The organism is Stenotrophomonas sp. FBCC-B152 (assembly GCF_059134105.1).
Map to the genome: position 1 here is coordinate 1,329,358 of NZ_CP101442.1, position 20,103 is coordinate 1,349,460.

Below are 20,103 nucleotides of genomic sequence, written 5' to 3' on the forward strand. Positions count from 1 at the left end.
AGGATTGTTTGGTTTATGACGCCTTGGCAGGACCGTTTCACGAGTCTGCTTCCCCGTGCCGCCATCGTGGCCCACGACCTCTTCATGGTCTGGGCGTGCTGGCAGTTGCTGCATGCCGGCCGCTATTCGATGCTGGCCGATGCCCCCTCGTTGCCGCTGTGGAACATCGACACCTCGCTGGTGCTGGTGATCCAGGCCATCGTGTTCTGGCGCGTGGGCCTGTACCGCGGCCTGTGGCGGTTCGCCAGCGTGGCCGACCTGCTGCACATCTTCAAATCCAGCTTCATCGGGTTGCTGGCCATCGTGGTGGTGCTGGCCTACAAGCGCTTCAATGGCGTGCCGATGTCGGTGCTGGTGATCTATCCGTTCGCGCTGTCGGCCCTGCTGGGCGCGCCGCGCCTGCTGTACCGGGCATGGAAGGACTACCAGGCGCTGCAGTCGGATGCGACGGCGCGCCGGGTGCTCATCCTGGGCGCCGGCCAGGCCGCCGAAGCGCTGGTGCGTGACCTGCGCCGGTCGGGCGATTTCGAACCGGTCGGCCTGCTCGACGATGCGCCGCACCTGCAGGGGGCCAAGCTGCAGGGCCTGCCGATCCTGGGCACGCTGGACGATGCCGCCTCGGTGGTACGCGAAACGGCGGCCAAGCTGCTGGTGATCGCCATCCCCTCGCTGGATGCCGCCGGCATGCAGCGGGTAGTGGCCATCTGCGAAAGCACCGGGGTGCCGTTCCGCATGGTGCCCAAGCTCAACGACGTACTGCTGGGCCACTCGCTGCCCGGTGAGCTGAAGGAAGTGGCGATCGAGGACCTGCTGGGGCGCAAGCCGATCCTGCCGGACTGGTCGCTGATCCGCGGCTGGCTGGGCGGGCGCACCGTGCTGGTGACCGGCGCCGGTGGTTCGATCGGCTCGGAACTGTGCCGCCAGTGCGCGCGCCACGGGGCAGGGCGGGTCGTACTGCTGGAGATGAGCGAGCTGCTGCTGCTCACCATCGAAGCCGAACTCAAGCGCAGCTTCCCAGACCTGTTGGTGGAGGCGGTGCTGGGTGACTGCGGCGACCCGGCGGTGATCCGCCACGCCTTGTCGCTGTCGCAGGTGGATGCGGTGTTCCATGCGGCGGCCTACAAGCAGGTGCCCGTGCTGGAGCGGCAGCTGCGCGAAGCGGTCCGCAACAACATCCTGTCCACCGAAACGGTGGCGCGGGCCTGCGTGGAAGCGCGGATCGAACATTTCGTGTTCATCTCCACCGACAAGGCGGTCGACCCGGTCAATGCGCTGGGTGCCAGCAAGCGCTACGCCGAGATGATCTGCCAGAGCCTGGACCAGAAGACCAGCCACACCCGCTTCGTCACCGTGCGCTTCGGCAACGTGCTGGCCTCGGCCGGCAGCGTGGTGCCGGTGTTCCGCGAACAGATCCTCAAGGGCGGGCCGGTCACGGTCACCGACCCGGAAGTGACCCGCTACTTCATGACCATTCCCGAAGCCTGCCAGCTGATCCTGCAGGCGGCGGCGTCGGCCTCGCACGGGGCGATCTATACGCTCGACATGGGCGAGCCGGTGCCGATCCGGGTGCTGGCCGAGCAGATGATCCGCCTGGCCGGCAAGCAGCCGTACAAGGACATCGCGATCATCTATACCGGTCTTCGTCCTGGCGAGAAGCTGCACGAGACCCTGTTCTATTCGGACGAGGACTACCGCCCGACCGCGCATCCCAAGATCCTGGAGGCGGGCGTGCGCACCTTTGCCCGCGAGCAGGTGCTGGGCAACGTGCCGCGGCTGCGCGAGGCGATCGCCAATTACGATACCGATGCCATCAACAGCATCCTGTTCGCGACCATGCCGGAATTTGCGCCGTTGCAACAGGAATCTCACGTCGAGTCGGCTAAGGTGCTTCCCTTTCCGGCACGAGAGGCCAACAGGCTGTGACGAACAAGCGTATTCGCAAGGCGGTTTTCCCGGTGGCGGGACTGGGCACCCGGTTTCTTCCCGCAACCAAGACGGTTCCCAAGGAAATGCTGCCGATCATCGACCGGCCGCTGATCCAGTACGCCGTGGATGAGGCGATCGAAGCAGGCTGCGACACCCTGATCTTCGTCACCAATCGCTACAAGCACGCGGTGGCCGACTACTTCGACAAGGCCTATGAGCTCGAGCAGAAGCTCGAGCGCGCGGGCAAGACCGAGCTGCTGGAACTGGTGCGCAACGTGCTGCCGGAAGGCGTGCGCGCGGTGTTCGTGACCCAGGCCGAAGCGCTGGGCCTGGGCCATGCGGTGCTGTGCGCCAAGTCCGTGGTGGGCGACGAGCCGTTCGCGGTGCTGCTGCCGGACGACCTGATCTGGAACCGCGGCGACGGCGCGCTGAAGCAGATGGCCGATCTGAACCAGGCCACCGGCGCCAGCGTGATCGCCGTTGAAGACGTGCCGCACGAGAACACCGCCAGCTACGGCATCGTGGCGACCGAGGCCTTCGACGGCCGCAAGGGCCGCATCGCGCAGATCGTGGAAAAACCCAAGCCCGAGGACGCGCCGAGCGACCTGGCCGTGGTCGGCCGCTACGTGCTCAGCCCGAAGATCTTCGACCTGCTCGAAGCCACCGGCAAGGGCGCGGGCGGTGAGATCCAGCTGACCGACGCCATCGCCGAGCTGCTGAAAACCGATGAGGTCAACGCGTACCGGTTCGAAGGCACCCGCTTCGATTGCGGTACCCACCTGGGCTTGGTGGAAGCCACCATCCGCTTCGCGCTGGAAAGCCACAAGCTGGGCAAGCCGGCGCGAGAGAAGCTGGCACAGATGCTGGCTGAAGACGAGGGCTGACCCTCCCGTCCAATGCACGCGCATGAAAAAGGCGACCCCAACGGGTCGCCTTTTTTATTGCCGACGGGAACCGGCCTGGACCGGTTCCCTCGCACTGCATTACAACGACTCGAAAATACCCGCTGCGCCCATGCCGGTGCCGATGCACATGGTGACCATGCCGTACTTCTGCTGGCGACGGCGCAGGCCGTGCAGCAGGGTGGCGGTACGGATCGCGCCGGTGGCGCCCAGCGGGTGGCCCAGGGCGATGGCGCCGCCCAGCGGGTTGACCTTGGACGGGTCCAGGCCGCAATCGCGGATCACCGCCAGCGACTGCGCGGCGAAGGCTTCATTGAGCTCGATCCAGTCCAGCTGGTCCTGGGTCAGGCCGGCCTGCTTGAGCGCCTTGGGAATGGCCGCGATCGGGCCGATGCCCATCACTTCCGGGCGCACGCCGGCGACCGAGAAGCTGACGAAGCGGGCCAGCGGCTTCAGGCCGTAGTCCTTGACCGCCTGTTCCGATGCCAGCAGCACCGCACCGGCACCATCGCTCATCTGCGAGGAGTTGCCGGCGGTCACCGTGCCGCCGAACTGGCCGTTGCGGAACACCGGGCGCAGCTTGGCCAGGCCTTCGGCGGACGAGTCCAGGCGCGGGCCTTCGTCGGTATCGACGATACGGTCGCGGGTGATGATGCGGCGGCCGTCGGCCAGGTCCGGCTGGCGGGTGCGCACATCGTACGGGCTGATCTCATCCTTGAAGTCGCCGTTCTGGATCGCGGCGATGGCCTTCTGGTGCGAGGCCAGCGCGAACGCATCCTGCTCTTCGCGGGACACCTTCCATTCCTCGGCGACCTTCTCGGCGGTGATGCCCATGCCGTAGGCGATGGCCACGTGGTCGTTGTCGAACACGCTCGGCGCCATTGCGATCTTGTTGCCCATCATCGGCACCATCGACATCGATTCGGTGCCGCCGGCCAGCATCAGGTCGGCATTGCCCAGGCGGATCTGGTCGGCCGCCATCGCCACGGCCTGCAGGCCGGACGAGCAGAAGCGGTTGACGGTCTGGGCGGCGATGGTGTCCGGCAGGCCGGCCAGCAGCACGCCGATGCGCGCCACGTTCATGCCCTGCTCGGCTTCGGGCATGGCGCAGCCGATGATGGCGTCATCGATGCGGTTGACGTCGATGCCCGGGGCCTGCGCGACCACGGATTTGAGCACGTGCGCGAGCATGTCGTCGGGACGGGTATTGCGGAACACGCCCTTGGGCGCCTTGCCAACCGGGGTGCGGGTGGCGGCGACGATGTAGGCGTCCTGGATCTGCTTGGTCATTGTGGCGATCTCTTGAATGTGGTTCGGGCCGATCAGTTACGCAGCGGCTTGCCGGTCTTGAGCATGTGCGCGATGCGGGCCTGGGTCTTTTCCTGCTGGGCCAGCTCGACGAAGTGCTTGCGCTCCAGGGTCAGCAGCCACTCTTCGTCCACCAGCGTGCCGCGGTCCACTTCGCCACCACACAGCACGGTGGCGATGCGCACGGCGATTTCGTAGTCGTACGGGCTGATGAAGCGGCCCTCGAGCATGTTCACCAGCATCATCTTGAAGGTGGCGATGCCCACGTCACCGGCGACCTGGATGCGGCGGGCCGGCATCGGCGGACGGTAGCCGCCTTCGGCCAGCGCCTGCACTTCGGCCTTGGCGATGTGCAGCGCTTCGAAGCTGTTGAACACCACCTTGTCGGTGGCGCGCATCAGGCCCAGTTCCTTGGCGTTGACCGCCGAGTTGGAGACCTTGGCCATGGCCACGGTTTCGAAGGTCTTCTTCAGTTCGGCGAACACATCACCGCCCGGGCCGGCGGCCTGGGAGGCGCGCACCGCCAGTTCCTTCAGGCCACCACCGGCGGGCAGCAGGCCGACGCCGGCTTCCACCAGGCCGATGTAGCTTTCCAGGGCGGCCACGCTCTTGGCGCTGTGCATCTGGAATTCGCAGCCGCCACCCAGGGCCAGCCCGCGCACGGCGGTCACCACCGGCACCAGCGCGTACTTGATCGCCTGGCTGGTGCGCTGGAAGTTGTGCACCATTTCTTCGAACTGGTCGACCTTGCCGGCCTGCAGCAGGCCGAGCGCGCCGGCCAGGTCGGCACCGGCGGAGAAGGGTTCCTTCTGCTGCCAGATCACCAGGCCCTTGAAGCCCTGCTCGGCGCGCTTGATCGCTTCCTGCAGGCCGTTGAGCACGTGGTCGGAGACGGTGTTCATCTTGGTCTTGAAGCTGACCACGGCGATGCCGTCGCCGTCGTGCCACATGCGCACGCCGTCGTTCTCGAACACGGTTTCGCCCGGGCTGAAGGTTTCGCCCAGCAGCGGATCCGGGAAGCGCTGGCGCTGGTACACCGGCAGCGCCGAACGCGGCAGCTTGGCGTTGCGGGTCGGGCTGTAGCTGCCTTCGGCGGCGTGCACGCCGTCGCGGCCATCGAACACCCAATCCGGCAGCGGGGCGTTGCTCATGCTCTTGCCTGCCACGATGTCATCGGCGATCCACTGCGCGACCTGCTTCCAGCCGGCGGCCTGCCAGGTTTCGAACGGGCCCAGCGACCAGCCGTAGCCCCAGCGGATGGCCAAGTCGACGTCGCGCGCGGTTTCGGCGATGTCGGCCAGGTGGTAGGCGCTGTAATGGAACAGGTCGCGGAAGGTCGCCCACAGGAACTGCGCCTGCGGGTGCTGGCTTTCGCGCAGCTTGGCGAACTTCTCGGCCGGGTTCCTGATCTTCAGGATCTCGACCACTTCCGGCGCGGCGGTGCGGTCAGCCGGACGGTAGTCCTGCTTTTCCAGGTCCAGCACCACGATGTCCTTGCCGACCTTGCGGAAGATGCCGGCGCCGGTCTTCTGGCCCAGTGCACCCTTGGCGATCAGCGCGTCCAGCCACTTCGGCGAGGCGAAGTACTGGTGCCACGGGTCGTTCGGCAGGGTGTCGCCCATGGTCTTGATGACGTGGGCCATGGTGTCCAGGCCGACCACGTCGGAGGTGCGGTAGGTGGCCGACTTCGGGCGGCCGACCAGCGGGCCGGTCAGGCCATCGACTTCATCGAAGCCCAGGCCGAACTGCTGGGTGTGGAAGATGGTGGACAGGATCGAGAACACGCCGATGCGGTTGCCGATGAAGTTCGGGGTGTCCTTGGCGTACACCACGCCCTTTCCCAGGGTGGTGACCAGGAAGCTTTCCAGGCCTTCCAGCACGGCGGCGTCGGTGGTGGTGGCCGGGATCAGCTCGGCCAGGTGCATGTAGCGCGGCGGGTTGAAGAAGTGCACGCCGCAGAAGCGGTGGCGCAGCTGTTCGGGCAGCACATCGGCGAGCTTGTTGATGCCCAGGCCGGAGGTGTTGGAGGCCAGCACGGCATGATCGGCCACGAACGGGGCGATCTTCTTGTACAGGTCCTGCTTCCAGTCCATCCGTTCGGCGATGGCTTCGATGATCAGGTCGCAGTCGCGCAGCTGCTCCAGGCCGGTTTCATAGTTGGCCGGGGTGATCGCTTCGGCGTAGGACTTGCTGGCGAGCGGGGCGGGGCTGAGCTTGCCCAGGTTGGCGATGGCCTTGAGCACGATGCCGTCGGCAGGACCTTCCTTGGCGGGAAGGTCGAACAGCACGGTGTCGACGCCGGCATTGGTCAGGTGGGCCGCGATCTGGGCACCCATGACGCCGGCACCCAGCACGGCGGCGCGGCGGACTAGCAGGGAATTGGACATGTCGATAAGCCTTTGTTGGTCTGGAAGCCGGGCAGGGCCCGGCTCTACGGGGGTGATATGGGGCCCGGCGTTACGGGGTGGCAAGGGGCGTCGCCGCAGCGGTGGTGGCCGCGCTGGCGCGGAAACCGGCTTCGGCGAAATGGATGAGTTCCTGGGCCGCATGGGCACGATGCGCCGCTTCGGTGACACCGGCGGGTCGCTTGATCAGCCCGAAGTCGGCCATGGCGTAGGTCAGCGCGCCGGCCAGGAAGTCCAATCGCCAATACAGCTCTTCCTTGCTCAGGCCCGGCACGCTGGCGGCGATTGCCTTGCCGAACTCGCGCAGGACGTGGCCGTAGTGGTCGGAGAGGAACTTGCGCAGGTTGTCGTTCTTTTCCGCGTAGGCGCGGGCGATGACGCGGACGAACGCGCCCCCGGTCTGGCGGTCCTGGGCCATGGCCAGCGCCGGTTCGACGAACGCCGCAAGCACCGGGCGCAGTTGCCCCGGGTGGTCGCGCCGGGCGTTGTCCAGCTGCGCGAGGCGGGCGGCGGTCATTTCGTCCATGCGCCGGCGGAACACTTCGTTGACCAGGTTTTCCTTGGAGCCGAAGTGGTAGTTCACCGCGGCGATGTTCACATCGGCCTGGCTGGTCACCTGGCGCAGCGACGTCCCGGCGAACCCGTGCAGGGCGAACAGCTCCTCGGCAGCGCCGAGAATGCGGTCCTTGGTGGAAAAGTGGGCAGGTTTGGCCATGGGCGGGGCAGGGGTTCAATCAAACGATTGTTTGATATTAGACCTCGGCATCGCCGCTGGCATGCTGCGGCGCACAAGAGTTTGCTGCCCGTTCATGCCTGCCAACCTGAACGGCGGGATGTCCTGCACGGCGCGGGGCTGTGACGCAGGGCGTGGCAAGACGTAACCAGAGGTTGTAGAATCACGCCACGTATATAGGCTAAGCCCGCGTTTCGACGCGGGTTTTTTTCATGTTACTCTCGGGCTGATCAGTGGCCCGCCCAACGGAGAATTCCCATGGCGCTGGAGCGCACCCTTTCCATCATCAAGCCGGACGCCGTCGCCAAGAACGTCATCGGTGAAATCTACGCCCGCTTCGAAAAGGCTGGCCTGAAGGTCGTGGCTGCCAAGTACAAGCAGCTGTCGCGCCGTGAAGCCGAAGGCTTCTACGCCGTGCACAAGGAGCGTCCGTTCTTCAACGCGCTGGTCGAGTTCATGATCTCCGGCCCGGTGATGATCCAGGCGCTGGAAGGCGACAACGCCGTGCTGGCCCACCGCGACCTGCTGGGCGCCACCAATCCGAAGGACGCTGCGCCGGGCACCATCCGCGCCGACTTCGCCGATTCCATCGATGCCAATGCCGCCCACGGCTCGGACTCGGTCGAGAATGCCGCGATTGAAATCGCGTACTTCTTCGCCGCGACCGAAGTGGTCTCGCGCTGAGAGTAATGCCGTGAACGAGGTCGTACAGCCCAACGCCATCCCCATCGTGCTCGCCCAGGGCGCGCCGGTGGCCAAGCAGAACCTGCTCGACCTCGATCGCGAGGGATTGGAGCGCTTCTTCGCCGAGACACTCGGCGAAGCGCGCTACCGTGCCCACCAAGTGATGAAGTGGATCCACCACCACTACGTCACCGATTTCGACCAGATGACCGACCTGGGCAAGGCGCTGCGCAGCAAGCTGCAGCAGCATGCCGAAGTCCGCGTGCCGAACATCGTGTTCGACAAGCCGTCGGCCGACGGTACCCACAAGTGGCTGCTGGCCATGGGCACCGATGGCAAGAACGCGATCGAAGCGGTCTACATCCCGGATAAGAACCGCGGCACGCTGTGCGTGTCGTCGCAGGTGGGCTGCGCGCTGAACTGCACGTTCTGCTCCACCGCCACCCAGGGCTTCAACCGCAACCTCTCCACCGCCGAAATCATCGGCCAGGTGTGGGTGGCGGCGCGCCACCTGGGCAACATCCCGCACAAGCAGCGTCGCCTCACCAACGTGGTGATGATGGGCATGGGCGAGCCGTTGATGAATTTCGACAACGTCGTGCGCGCCATGAGCGTGATGCGCGACGACCTGGGCTACGGCCTGGCCAACAAGCGCGTGACCCTGTCGACCTCCGGCCTGGTGCCGCAGATCGACCGCCTGTCCGCCGAAAGCGATGTGTCGCTGGCGGTGTCGCTGCATGCGCCCAATGACGCGCTGCGCGAGACCCTGGTGCCGCTCAACAAGAAGTACCCGATCGTGGAGCTGATGGCCTCGTGCGCGCGCTACCTGCGTGCCAACAAGCGCCGCGAATCGGTCACCTTCGAATACACCCTGATGAAGGGCATCAACGACCAGCCCGAGCACGCCCGCCAGCTGGCGCGGCTGATGCGCCAGTTCGACAATGCCGTGCAGGCCTCGCATTCGGGCAAGGTCAACCTGATTCCGTTCAATCCGTTCCCCGGTACCCGCTATGAGCGCTCCGGTGATGCGGAGATCCGCGCCTTCCAGAAGATCCTGCTGGACCAGCAGGTGCTGACGATGGTGCGGCGCACCCGTGGCGACGACATCGATGCCGCCTGTGGCCAGCTCAAGGGCCAGGTGATGGATCGTACCCGCCGCCAGGCCGAGTTCAACAAAACGCTCCAGGACGGGAAAAACCGGGATGCCGCTGCCTGACCGCCGATTGCCAGCCGTTCTTTTCGTCGCGCTGGCACTCGCCGGGTGTGGCAACAAAGGCGTCAAACCTCCGACCGCACCCTTGGGCGTCGCGCCCGAATACGTGGCGCGGGACAACGCTGACACCCGTCGCCGGGTCAGCTACCAGGACCAGATGACATTGTCGGCCGAGGCATTCCGCGCCGGGGCGATGGACGTCTCCGAGAAGCGCGCCAGGAGCGCACTCAAGCTGGATGCGGGCCGGCCGGATGCCTACATCATGCTGGCGGCGCTGGCCAACCGGCGCGGTGATGATGCCGCAGCCGGTCCGCTGTTCCAGAAGGCGGCCGAGTTGGCGCCGGACAGCGGCGAAGTGCTCAACAACTATGGCGCGTGGTTATGTGGTCATGGCCGCGCCACCGAAGCGCTGCCGCTGTTCGACCGGGCCGTTGCAGCGCCGGGTTACCGCACGCCGGCCGCGGCGCTGGCCAACGCAGGCGGCTGTGCGCTTGATGCCGGCCAGCCCGAGCGCGCCGTGCGTGACCTGCGCCGGGCGCTGGCGCTGGATCCGGCCAACCCCTATGCGCTGGAGGCCATGGCCCGCAACGAGCATGCCCAGGGCCGCTTTTTCGAGGCCCGGGCCTTCGTGCAACGGCGTCTTGCGGCTGCACCGGCCACACGTTCCGTGTTACAACTTGCCTCTCAAATCGAGGCGCAGCTTGGCGACACAGTGGCATCCGGTCGTTATCTGCAGCGAATTCGCGACGAATTTCCGCAGGATGCGGCTCCTAATTCCCGGGGTTGAAGCATTGTGATTGATGACCAGACTGTGAACGCTTTTGATACTGCGGCCGGCTGTGGAGCGCGTCTCCGGCAGGCGCGGGAAGCGGCAGGACTGACGCTCGAAGCAGTGGGGCAGCAGTTGCGCATGCCGGTGCAGGTGGTGAAGTCACTGGAAGCCGAGCAGTGGGATCGCCTCGGTGCGCCGGTGTTCGTCCGCGGCCAGCTCAAAAGCTATGCGCGCCTGCTCAAGGTCGACCTGGGCGACGTGCTGGACCAGGCCCACATCGGGCCGGTGGTGCCGCCGCAGCTGGTCAGCCACACCCATACCCCGCGGGCCCGCCGAATCGCCGAGAGCCTCGGCCGCCGTGCCCTGTATGTCGGCATCACCGCCGTGCTGGCCGTGCCGGTGTGGTTCGCCACCCGCGGCCATTTCGACAGTGCCTCGACCACCCCCAATACCGCGTCGCTGGATGTGATTCCCGCCGCCGTACCGGTGGCAGGCACCGCGCCGGCTGCCCAGGCGGCGCCGGTGGCGACGCCGGCGCCGTCGACGGCGCCGTCGGCCCCCTACCTGGCCTCGTTGACCCCGGTGCCCCGGCCCACGGCCGCCGCGCCGGCGCCGGCCGGTGCGCTCAGCCTGCAGTTCAAGGGCGACAGCTGGGTGGATATCGCCGCGCCCGATGGCAGTACCGTCGAGAAGGCCCTGATCAAGTCGGGCGAAACCCGCACCTTCAGCCCGGGCCAGGTCGCCCGCATGGTGCTCGGCAATGCGTCGGCGGTGGAGGTTCAGCAGGCCGGCACTATCGTCGACCTTTCGCCCTACCAGCGAGCCAACGTGGCACGCTTTACGGTATCCTCTGACGGCTCCGTGGCTCCGGTTTCACACTGAGCCGCGTTTCCCGATTCATTTCGACAATCCAATTCAAACAGTCCCTCCTGACGGGCAGGGGCGAGAGTACGCATGGCGATCGACGACCTGCTCGACGAGCACGAACAAAGTGAACGCGTCCGCAGCTGGCTGCGGAAGAATGGTGTCAGCATCATCGCCGGCGTGGCGATTGCCATCGGCGGCATCGCCGGCTGGCAGTGGTGGCAGAAAGAGCAGGGCAGCCACCTGGCGGGCGCCCACGGCGAGTACCAGGTGGTGCTCAAGCAGCTGCAGGACAAGAAGCTGGACGAAGCGGCCAAGGGCGTGAAGACGCTGGAAGGCGGCAAGGTCCAGGTCTATGGCGACCTGGCAGCGCTGCAGCTGGCCAAGGCGCAGGTCGATGCAGGCAAGAACGAGGAGGCCCTGGCCACCCTTCGTGCCATCAAGGCCGACCCGGAATACAAGGCTGCGATCGACCAGCGCATTGCGCGCCTGTTGATCGCCACCGGCAAGCACGATGAAGCCATCGCGCTGCTGGGCGGTGCCACCGACAGTGCGAGCCTGGAAATCCATGGCGACGCCTTGATGGCGCTGGGCAAGCGTGACGAAGCCCGCGGGCAGTATGAGAAGGCGCTCAAGACGCTGGATGTGGCAGCGCCCCAGCGGCGCGTGCTGGAAACCAAAGTGATGGATGCCGGTGGCACCGTCACCGAGCCTGCGGAGTCGGTGTAATGAAGCAGATGGTCATGATCAAGCGCGTAGCCACCCTGGTGTTGATGGGCGTGGCATTGTCCGGCTGCACCACCGTCAAGGGCTGGTTCGCCGGCAAGGACGCGGAGGCCAAGAAGGCGCTGGAACCGGCCGAGCTGGTCAAGTTCGAGCCGACCGCGAAGGTCGACCGGATCTGGAGCACCGGCCTGGGCAAGGGCGAGAAGCGCATCGGCGTGCGCCAGGGCCCGGTCGTGGCGGATGGCCGCGTGTACGCGGCTGCCATCACCGGCGGCGTGCATGCGCTGGACCTGCAGACCGGAAAGACGGTATGGACCTACGAACCGGCCAAGGTCAAGAAGCAGCCCAAGCTGCGCCTGTCCGGTGGCCCGGGCGTCGGCGAAGGCCTGGTGGTGATCGGTACGCTGGATGGCCAGGTCATCGCGCTGGACGCCAACGACGGCAGCGAAAAGTGGCGCGCCAAGGTGCCGGGCGAAGTGATCGCCGCGCCGGCGATCGCCCAGGGCATCGTGTTCGTGCGCAGCAATGATGGCCGGGTGACCGCCCTGGATGCCGGCAACGGCACCCAGAAGTGGTTCAACCCGCGTGAGCTGCCCATGCTGACCGTGCGCGGCAACGCGCCGGTGGTGGCCGGCCCGGGCGTGCTGTTCATCGGCAACGATGACGGCAGCGTCTCCGCACTGGGCATGCAGGACGGCCGCACCGTGTGGGACCAGATGGTCGCCAACGGCGAAGGCCGCACCGAGCTGGACCGCATGTCCGACGTGGACGGCGCCCCGGTGCTGGAAGGCAACACCCTGTTCGTGAGCAGCTTCAAGAACCAGACCATGGCGATCGAAGGCCCGACCGGCCGCCCGCTGTGGGCGCGTGATCATGGCGGCGCCGGTGGCGTGGCCCTGACCTCGGGCAATGTGATCGTCACCGACAACAAGGGCGGCGTGTTCGGCCTGGACAAGGCCAGCGGCAGCGCCATGTGGTCGCAGACGGGCCTGGCCCGGCGTTCGCTGACCGGGCCGGTCATCCACGGCGATTACGTTGTGGTCGGTGACTACAAGGGTTATCTGCACTGGTTGCGGACGGACAATGGTGAACTGGCCGCGCGCGCCAAGAGTGGCGGCGATGCCCTGCTGGCGCAGCCGGTGGTCGCCGATGGGATTCTGCTGGTGCAGAACGTTGATGGAAAGCTGACCGCATTCCGGTTGGCACAATAAGGAGTTACCGCGATGCTGCCCTTGGTCGCCCTGGTTGGACGGCCGAACGTCGGCAAGTCCACCATTTTCAATGCGCTGACCCGTACCCGTGACGCCCTGGTCCATGACCAGCCCGGCGTCACCCGGGACCGCAACTATGGTGTTTGCCGTCTGGACGAGGACAACCATTTCCTCGTCGTCGACACGGGCGGTATCTCGGAGGATGACGAAGGCCTGGCCGGCGCAACCGCCGACCAGGCGCGTGCTGCCGCCGGCGAAGCCGATCTGATCCTGTTCGTGGTGGATGCCCGTGACGGCACCTCCGCGCTGGATGACGAGATCCTGTCGTGGCTGCGCAAGCTGTCGCGGCCGACCCTGCTGTTGATCAACAAGATCGACGGCACCAACGAAGACACCGTGCGCGCGGAGTTCGCCCGCTACGGGTTCAGTGAAATGCTGACCGTGTCCGCGGCCCACCGCCAGGGCCTGGACGACCTGCTTGAAGAAGTGGTCCAGCGCCTGCCTGAAGAGGGCAGCGGCGAGGAGATGGACAACGATCCGAACCGGATGCGCATTGCCTTCGTCGGCCGCCCCAACGTGGGCAAGTCGACCCTGGTCAACCGCATTCTCGGCGAAGAACGGATGATCGCCTCGGAAGTGCCCGGAACCACCCGCGACTCGATCGCGGTGGACCTGGAGCGTGACGGCCGCGAATACCGCCTGATCGACACCGCCGGCCTGCGTCGCCGGGGCAGGGTCGAAGAGGTGGTGGAAAAGTTCAGCGTCATCAAGACCCTGCAGGCCATCGAGCAGTGCCAGGTGGCCGTGCTGATGCTGGACGCCACCGAAGGCGTGACCGACCAGGACGCTACCGTGCTGGGCGCCGTGCTGGATGCCGGGCGTGCGTTGGTGGTGGCCATCAACAAGTGGGATGGCCTGACCGACTACCAGCGCGAACAGGCCGAAGCGCTGGTCTCGCGCAAGCTGGGCTTCGTGCCGTGGGCGGAAACGGTGCGCATCTCGGCCAAGCACGGCTCGGGCCTGCGCGAGCTGTTCCGTGCGATCCACCAGGCGCATGCCTCGGCGACCCACGAATTCAGCACCAGCGAAGTCAACAAGGCGCTGGAAATCGCCTACGAGACCAACCCGCCGCCGGCGATCCGTGGTCACGTCTCCAAGCTGCGCTACGTGCACCCGGGCGGCTCCAACCCGCCGACCTTCATCGTGCATGGCACGCGCCTGAAGGAACTGCCGGAGTCGTACAAGCGCTACCTGGAAAACTTCTTCCGCAAGCGTTTCAAGCTGATCGGCACGCCGGTGCAGTTCATCTTCCGCGAGGGTGCCAACCCTTACGAGGGCAAGAAGAACGTGCTGAGCGAACGGCAGATTGCCAAGAAGAAGCGCCTGATCAAGCACGTAAAGGGTCGTTGATCCCACTCGCCGCCATCCTGGCGGCGAGCCCGTAGAGCCACGCCCTGCGTGGCTTCGCGGCGCCGGAACGAAGCGCAGCCACGCAGGGCGTGGCTCTACGCGGCGGGCGCGCGATAATGGGGCAATGAGCCCCATCCCTGAGATATCTCCCGACCAGGCGCGCCAGCGCGTCACCCACGGCGCCTTGTTGATCGATGTGCGTGAAGCGCACGAGCGCGCCACCGGCATGGCCGAGGGCGCACTGGGCATCGCGAAAGGCGAGCTCCAGGCAGATCCGTCTGCCCACCTTCCGTCAAACGACCGCGAGCTGATCCTGATCTGCCAGAGCGGCAAGCGCTCCCTGGAAGCCGCGCAGGCGCTGTTCGAGCTCGGCTACACCCACATCGCCTCCGTCCACGGCGGCACCACCGCCTGGCGTGCTGCGGGGCTGCCGCTCGTGCAGCCGCTGCAGAGCGACGACGAGCGCGATTTCAACGAACGCTACTCACGCCACCTGCTGCTGCCGCAGGTCGGGGTTGCCGGCCAGCAGGCGCTGCTCGGCGCCCGGGTGCTGCTGCTGGGCGCTGGCGGCCTTGGTTCACCGGCCGCCTTCTACCTGGCCGCCGCCGGGGTAGGGCACCTCCGCATCGCCGATGACGACGTGGTGGACCGCAGCAACCTGCAGCGGCAGATCCTGCATACCGAGGCCAGTATCGGCGAGCCCAAGGTGCATTCGGCCCGCGAACGGCTGCTGGCGCTCAATCCCGGGCTGGACGTCGAAGCGGTGCAGGCGCGGGTGACCTCGGACAACATCGATGCGCTGCTCGACGGCGTGGACGTGGTGCTGGACGGGTCGGACAACTTCCCGCTGCGCTACCTGCTCAACGATGCCTGCATCCAGCACGCGATCCCGCTGGTCTACGGCGCGGTGGAGCGTTTCACCGGCCAGGTGTCGGTGTTCGACGCCGGCCGCCATCGCGGTGAGGCGCCATGCTACCGCTGCCTGTTCCCGGAACCGCCACCACCCGAGTTCGCGCCCAACTGCGCCGAGGCCGGGGTGCTGGGCGTGCTGCCGGGCATGGTCGGCCTGCTGCAGGCCACCGAAGTGCTCAAGCTGCTGCTGGGGATTGGTGAGCCGCTGGTGGGGCGGCTGCTGACCTTCGACGCGCTGGGCATGCGGTTCCGTGAGATCCGCCTCGGGCCGGATCCCGCCTGCCCACTGTGTGCGCCCGGCCAGGGCTTCCCGGGTTACATCGACTACGCCGCGTTCTGTGCGGGTCCGTAGGACGATATGGTGATTTACTGACCGATCGTTCCATTCCCGGCACGATCATGCGCACCTGCGTGCTATGTCCCTGCGTCAACTTGTCCTATCGTGATGGCTGATCGTAGTTGCAAGGAACAGACCGCATGGCGGTGGAAGCAGGTGCCAGTGAACTGGTGAAAGTAGTCGCCCTGCTGGGTGCGGCAGTGGTGATGGTGCCGTTGTTCCGCCGGCTGGGATTGGGCTCGGTGCTGGGCTACTTCGCGGCCGGGTTGGCGATCGGTCCGTTCGGCTTCGGCTGGTTCTCCGATCCGCAGGCGATCCTGCATACGGCCGAACTGGGCGTGGTGATGTTCCTGTTCGTGATCGGACTGGAAATGCGGCCTTCGCACCTGTGGAGCCTGCGCAGGGAAATCTTCGGGCTGGGCACGCTGCAGATCGTGGTCTGCGGTGCCGTGCTCACCGGGGTGTGCATGCTGTTCGGGTTCCCGCTGCCGGTGGCCTTCATCGGTGCGGCCGGTTTCGTGCTGACGTCCACCGCAGTGGTGATGCAGCTGCTGGCCGAGCGCGGCGATATCGCGCTGCCGTCCGGGCAGAAGATCGTCTCGATCCTGTTGTTCGAAGATCTGCTGATCGTGCCGCTGCTGGCGGTGGTCGCCTTCATGGCGCCGGTGCAGGCCGATGCCGGTACCGGCTCGCGCTGGATCAGCGTGGCCATCGCCGCCGGCGCGATCATCGGGCTGGTGCTGGTCGGCCGCTTCCTGCTCAACCCGCTGTTCCGCATCCTGGCTGCCGCCAAGGCGCGCGAGGTGATGACCGCCGCCGCATTGCTGGTGGTGCTGGGCGCAGCGCTGCTGATGCAGCTGGGCGGGCTGTCGATGGCGATGGGCGCGTTCCTGGCCGGCGTGCTGCTGAGCGAGTCCACCTTCCGCCACCAGATCGAAGCCGACATCGAACCGTTCCGCGGCATCCTGCTCGGGCTGTTCTTCCTCAGCGTGGGCATGGCCCTGGACCTCACCGTGGTGGCCAACAACTGGCCGCTGATCGTGTCGGGCGTGCTGGCCCTGATGCTGGCCAAGGCGGTGTGCATCTATGTCGTGGCACGCATCCTGGGCAGCGACCATCGCCAGGCGCTGGATCGCGGCGTGGTGATGGCACAGGGCGGCGAATTCGCCTTCGTGCTGTTCTCGGCCGCGGCCACCGCCGGGGTGATCGGCATCGAGGTCAACGCCAACCTGACCGCCATCGTGGTGCTGTCGATGGCGCTCACCCCGCTGTTCGTGCTGCTGCACGACAAGCTGATGCCGGCGCGCGAGGTCTCGCTGGAAGGCGTGGACACCGCCGAGGGCATGTCCGGCAGCGTGCTGATGATCGGCTTCGGCCGCTTCGGCCAGGTGGCCAGCCAGTCGCTGCTGGCGCGCGACGTGGACGTGACCATCATCGACAACGACGTGGACATGATCCACAACGCCGAGCGTTTCGGCTTCAAGATCTACTACGGCGACGGCACCCGGCTGGACGTGCTGCATGCGTCGGGCGCGGCCACCGCGCGGGCCATCGCGGTGTGCGTCAACAACGCGCAGGATGCCGACCGCATCGTCGAGCTGGTCGCGCATGAGTTCCCGCAGGCCAAGCTGCTGGTGCGTTCGTTCGACCGCGAACATTCGCTGCGCCTGATCCATGCGGGCGTGGATTTCCAGATCCGCGAAACCTTCGAGTCGGCGCTGCTGTTCGGCCAGGCCGCGCTGGTGGAACTGGGGGCGGAGGAAGACGACGCACGCGACATCGCCGAGCAGATCCGCGAGCGCGACGCCGAGCGTTTCGAGCTGGAGATGGCCGGCGGCGACCTGCGTGCCGGCGCCCACATGGTGTTCGGTACCGCGCTGCCCGGCGTGCCCACGCCGACCCCGTTCACCGCACCCAAGCGCAAGGCGCGCACCCTCAACGCGGATGAAGTGCCGGAAGAGGAATGACGCGGGTGAGCGCGACCGCAGCGTAGGGCCGGGCCATGCCCGGCTGCGATGGTGTTCGGCGGCACGTTAATCGGGGACAATACCCTTCCGCCGCCCCACGCCCCGCATTCGATGAACGATTCCGCCCCCCGTCATTCCGCCCGCATCCTGGACGGACGCCGCATCGCCGAAGACCTGCTGGACAGCCTGAAGGTGCGCGTTGACGCCCGCCTGGCCGCCGGTGGCAGCCGGCCGGGGCTGGCCGTGGTGCTGGTGGGCGGCGACCCGGCCTCGACCGTGTATGTGCGCAACAAGCGCCGTGCCGCCGAGAAGGTCGGGATCGAGGCGTTCGATTACGACCTGCCGGCCGGCACCGGCGAAGCCGAGCTGCTGACCCTGATCGACCAGCTCAATGCGGACCCCAAGATCCACGGCATCCTGGTCCAGCTGCCGCTGCCGGGCATCCCCGACGCCAGCCGCCTGATCCACCGGATCGACCCGCGCAAGGACGTGGACGGCTTCCACCCGGAGAACGTCGGCCACCTGGCCCTGCGCGAGTTCGGCCTGCGCCCGTGCACCCCGCGTGGCATCACCACGCTGCTGGGCCACACCGACCAGCCGGTGCGCGGCCGCAACGCCACCATCGTGGGCGTGAGCAACCACGTGGGCCGGCCGATGGGCCTGGAACTGCTGATCGCCGGCTGCACCGTGACCAGCTGCCACAAGTTCACCCCCAAGGACGTGCTGGAGCAGTCGGTGCGCAACGCCGACATCCTGGTGGTGGCGGTAGGCCGCCCGGGCATCGTGCCGGGCGAATGGGTCAAGCCGGGTGCGGTGGTGATCGACGTGGGCATCAACCGCCTGGACGACGGCCGCCTGGTCGGCGACGTGGGCTTCGAGGCGGCGGCCGAACGGGCCAGCTGGATCACCCCGGTCCCGGGTGGGGTAGGGCCGATGACGGTCGCGACCCTCATGCAGAACACCATCGAGGCGGCTGAAGCGTCTTGACGCAGGCCCGCTGTGACGACCAACGGTCGTCACCTACCGGCCGGCCACCGCATTGACCGGAGGCGGTAGCGCACGACCGTTGGTCGTGCGGCCGGGCCGCCGAACCGCTGCATGAACGCGCCGCGCGGGCGCGACACAGCGTCGCATCCGCCCCCTGCCCAACGGGGCGAAATCAGGGTAAAATGTCGCGCTTCCCCACATCTCGGGTATGCCGATGCTGCGCATCCAGGCTGAAGCACTGACTTACGACGACGTCTCGCTCGTCCCCGCCCATTCCATCATCCTGCCCAAGGATGTCACCCTGGAAACGCGCCTGACGCGCGACCTGCGGCTGAAGCTTCCGATCCTGTCGGCTGCCATGGATACCGTCACCGAAGCACGCCTGGCCATCGCCATGGCCCAGCTCGGCGGCATGGGCATCATCCACAAGAACCTGAGCGTGGACCAGCAGGCCGCCGAAGTGGCCAAGGTCAAGAAGTTCGAAGCGGGTGTCATCCGCGACCCGATCACGGTCGGTCCGGAAACCACCATCCGCGACGTGCTGGCGCTGACCCAGGCGCGCAACATCTCCGGCGTGCCGGTGGTCGATGGCGGCCAGCTGGTGGGCATCGTGACCCACCGCGACATGCGCTTTGAAACCGAGCTGGACGATCCGGTCCGCCACATCATGACCAAGAAGGATCGCCTGATCACGGTCAAGGAAGGCGCCGCGTCCGAGGAAGTGCTGCAGCTGCTGCATCGCAACCGCATCGAAAAGATCCTGGTGGTCAACGATGATTTCGCCCTGCGTGGCCTGATCACCGTCAAGGATATCCAGAAGAACACCGATTACCCCAACGCCGCCAAGGACATCGCCACGCGCCTGCTGGTGGGTGCCGCGGTGGGCGTGGGTGGCGATACCGATCGCCGCGTCGAAGCGCTGGTCGCTGCCGGCGTGGACGTGCTGGTGGTGGACACCGCGCACGGCCACTCGCAGGGCGTGCTGGACCGCGTCAGCTGGGTCAAGAAGCACTTCCCGCAGGTGCAGGTGGTCGGTGGCAACATCTGCACCGGCGAAGCCGCACTGGCGCTGCTGGACAGCGGCGCGGACGCGGTCAAGGTCGGTATCGGCCCGGGCTCGATCTGCACCACCCGCGTGGTGGCCGGTGTGGGCGTGCCGCAGATCACCGCGATCGACCTGGTGGCCGAAGCGCTGCAGGACCGCATCCCGCTCATCGCCGACGGTGGCATCCGCTACTCCGGCGATATCGGCAAGGCGCTGGCCGCCGGTGCATCGACCATCATGATCGGCGGCCTGCTGGCCGGTACCGAGGAATCGCCCGGTGAAACCGAGCTGTTCCAGGGCCGTTCGTACAAGAGCTACCGCGGCATGGGTTCGCTGGCGGCGATGGAGAAGGGGTCCAAGGACCGCTATTTCCAGGACGCGTCCAGCGCCGACAAGCTGGTGCCCGAAGGCATCGAAGGCCGCGTGCCGTATCGCGGCCCGGTCGGCGGCATCATCCACCAGCTGATGGGCGGCCTGCGCGCCACCATGGGCTACGTGGGGTGCGGCACCATCGAAGACATGCGCAGCAAGCCGAAGTTCGTCAAGATCAGCGGCGCCGGCCAACGTGAGAGCCACGTCCATGACGTGCAGATCACCAAGGAACCGCCGAACTACCGGGCTTGATGGGCCGGTGAGCAAAGAGGAACGAGGAAGCTGATTCCCGTTCCTCTTTCTCTATCTGCCCTCCGTTCTGAATTCCG

16 protein-coding genes are annotated in these 20,103 nt (G+C 66.8%); 13 read left to right on the forward strand and 3 right to left on the reverse strand.

Going from position 1 to position 20,103, the window contains the following annotated elements; translation table 11 throughout:
• The first annotated feature begins 15 nt into the window (after window positions 1-15).
• Together NMB40_RS06465 and galU are read left to right on the forward strand one after the other, a co-directional pair.
• Window positions 16-1,923 (forward strand): polysaccharide biosynthesis protein, encoded by a 1,908-nt coding sequence (locus NMB40_RS06465; RefSeq protein ID WP_494360497.1) that lies wholly within the window; start codon window positions 16-18, stop codon window positions 1,921-1,923.
• Entirely contained in the window at window positions 1,920-2,810 is an 891-nt protein-coding gene (galU, locus tag NMB40_RS06470; RefSeq protein ID WP_494360498.1) for a UTP--glucose-1-phosphate uridylyltransferase GalU, read from the forward strand. Before NMB40_RS06465 ends, galU begins: the two co-directional genes overlap by 4 nt.
• Before the next feature lie 99 nt (window positions 2,811-2,909).
• On the opposite strand, the gene NMB40_RS06475 is transcribed toward galU, so the two are convergent.
• The 3 genes from NMB40_RS06475 to NMB40_RS06485 all read right to left on the reverse strand — a co-directional run bounded on the left by NMB40_RS06475 (window position 2,910) and on the right by NMB40_RS06485 (window position 7,256).
• Window positions 2,910-4,118: an acetyl-CoA C-acyltransferase gene (locus tag NMB40_RS06475; protein WP_068851296.1), complete on the reverse strand. Its 1,209-nt coding sequence runs from the start codon at window positions 4,116-4,118 to the stop codon at window positions 2,910-2,912.
• A 32-nt stretch (window positions 4,119-4,150) separates the two neighbouring features.
• Complete coding sequence (locus tag NMB40_RS06480) at window positions 4,151-6,523, reverse strand: 3-hydroxyacyl-CoA dehydrogenase/enoyl-CoA hydratase family protein (protein WP_494360499.1); 2,373 nt, start codon at window positions 6,521-6,523, stop codon at window positions 4,151-4,153.
• A gap of 70 nt (window positions 6,524-6,593) precedes the next feature.
• The gene (locus tag NMB40_RS06485; RefSeq protein ID WP_282246962.1) at window positions 6,594-7,256 is read right to left on the reverse strand and encodes a TetR/AcrR family transcriptional regulator; all 663 of its coding nucleotides are present in this window, start codon (window positions 7,254-7,256) and stop codon (window positions 6,594-6,596) included.
• A gap of 276 nt (window positions 7,257-7,532) precedes the next feature.
• Between NMB40_RS06485 and ndk the strand changes: the two genes are divergently transcribed.
• The 11 genes from ndk (at window position 7,533) to guaB (ending at window position 20,026) form a co-directional block, all read left to right on the forward strand.
• Window positions 7,533-7,958 carry a nucleoside-diphosphate kinase gene (gene ndk / locus NMB40_RS06490; RefSeq protein ID WP_068851305.1) on the forward strand — a complete coding sequence of 142 codons (426 nt, stop codon included), beginning with the start codon at window positions 7,533-7,535 and terminating at the stop codon, window positions 7,956-7,958.
• A gap of 10 nt (window positions 7,959-7,968) precedes the next feature.
• Window positions 7,969-9,174, forward strand: a complete 1,206-nt coding sequence (gene rlmN, locus NMB40_RS06495) for a dual-specificity RNA methyltransferase RlmN (RefSeq protein ID WP_093534407.1) — start codon at window positions 7,969-7,971, stop codon at window positions 9,172-9,174.
• Complete coding sequence (gene pilW, locus NMB40_RS06500) at window positions 9,161-9,958, forward strand: type IV pilus biogenesis/stability protein PilW (RefSeq protein ID WP_494360500.1); 798 nt, start codon at window positions 9,161-9,163, stop codon at window positions 9,956-9,958. The genes rlmN and pilW overlap by 14 nt, the downstream gene beginning before the upstream one ends.
• Window positions 9,959-9,964: 6 nt before the next feature.
• Window positions 9,965-10,825, forward strand: coding sequence for a helix-turn-helix domain-containing protein (locus NMB40_RS06505; RefSeq protein WP_494360501.1), 861 nt, complete (start codon window positions 9,965-9,967; stop codon window positions 10,823-10,825).
• Window positions 10,826-10,897: 72 nt separating this feature from the next.
• Window positions 10,898-11,536, forward strand: a complete 639-nt coding sequence (locus NMB40_RS06510; protein ID WP_448142518.1) for a YfgM family protein — start codon at window positions 10,898-10,900, stop codon at window positions 11,534-11,536.
• Complete coding sequence (gene bamB / locus NMB40_RS06515) at window positions 11,536-12,744, forward strand: outer membrane protein assembly factor BamB (RefSeq protein WP_282246958.1); 1,209 nt, start codon at window positions 11,536-11,538, stop codon at window positions 12,742-12,744. The genes NMB40_RS06510 and bamB overlap by 1 nt, the downstream gene beginning before the upstream one ends.
• Window positions 12,745-12,756: 12 nt before the next feature.
• Window positions 12,757-14,154: a ribosome biogenesis GTPase Der gene (gene der, locus NMB40_RS06520; protein ID WP_282246957.1), complete on the forward strand. Its 1,398-nt coding sequence runs from the start codon at window positions 12,757-12,759 to the stop codon at window positions 14,152-14,154.
• 124 nt (window positions 14,155-14,278) lie between these two features.
• Window positions 14,279-15,418 carry a molybdopterin-synthase adenylyltransferase MoeB gene (gene moeB / locus NMB40_RS06525; RefSeq protein WP_494360502.1) on the forward strand — a complete coding sequence of 380 codons (1,140 nt, stop codon included), beginning with the start codon at window positions 14,279-14,281 and terminating at the stop codon, window positions 15,416-15,418.
• A gap of 125 nt (window positions 15,419-15,543) precedes the next feature.
• The gene (locus tag NMB40_RS06530; protein WP_282246955.1) at window positions 15,544-17,370 is read left to right on the forward strand and encodes a monovalent cation:proton antiporter-2 (CPA2) family protein; all 1,827 of its coding nucleotides are present in this window, start codon (window positions 15,544-15,546) and stop codon (window positions 17,368-17,370) included.
• Between the two features lie 111 nt (window positions 17,371-17,481).
• Window positions 17,482-18,357 (forward strand): bifunctional methylenetetrahydrofolate dehydrogenase/methenyltetrahydrofolate cyclohydrolase FolD, encoded by an 876-nt coding sequence (folD, locus tag NMB40_RS06535; RefSeq protein ID WP_282246954.1) that lies wholly within the window; start codon window positions 17,482-17,484, stop codon window positions 18,355-18,357.
• A 214-nt stretch (window positions 18,358-18,571) separates the two neighbouring features.
• Window positions 18,572-20,026 (forward strand): IMP dehydrogenase, encoded by a 1,455-nt coding sequence (gene guaB, locus NMB40_RS06540; protein WP_282245539.1) that lies wholly within the window; start codon window positions 18,572-18,574, stop codon window positions 20,024-20,026.
• The last annotated feature ends 77 nt before the right edge of the window (window positions 20,027-20,103 follow it).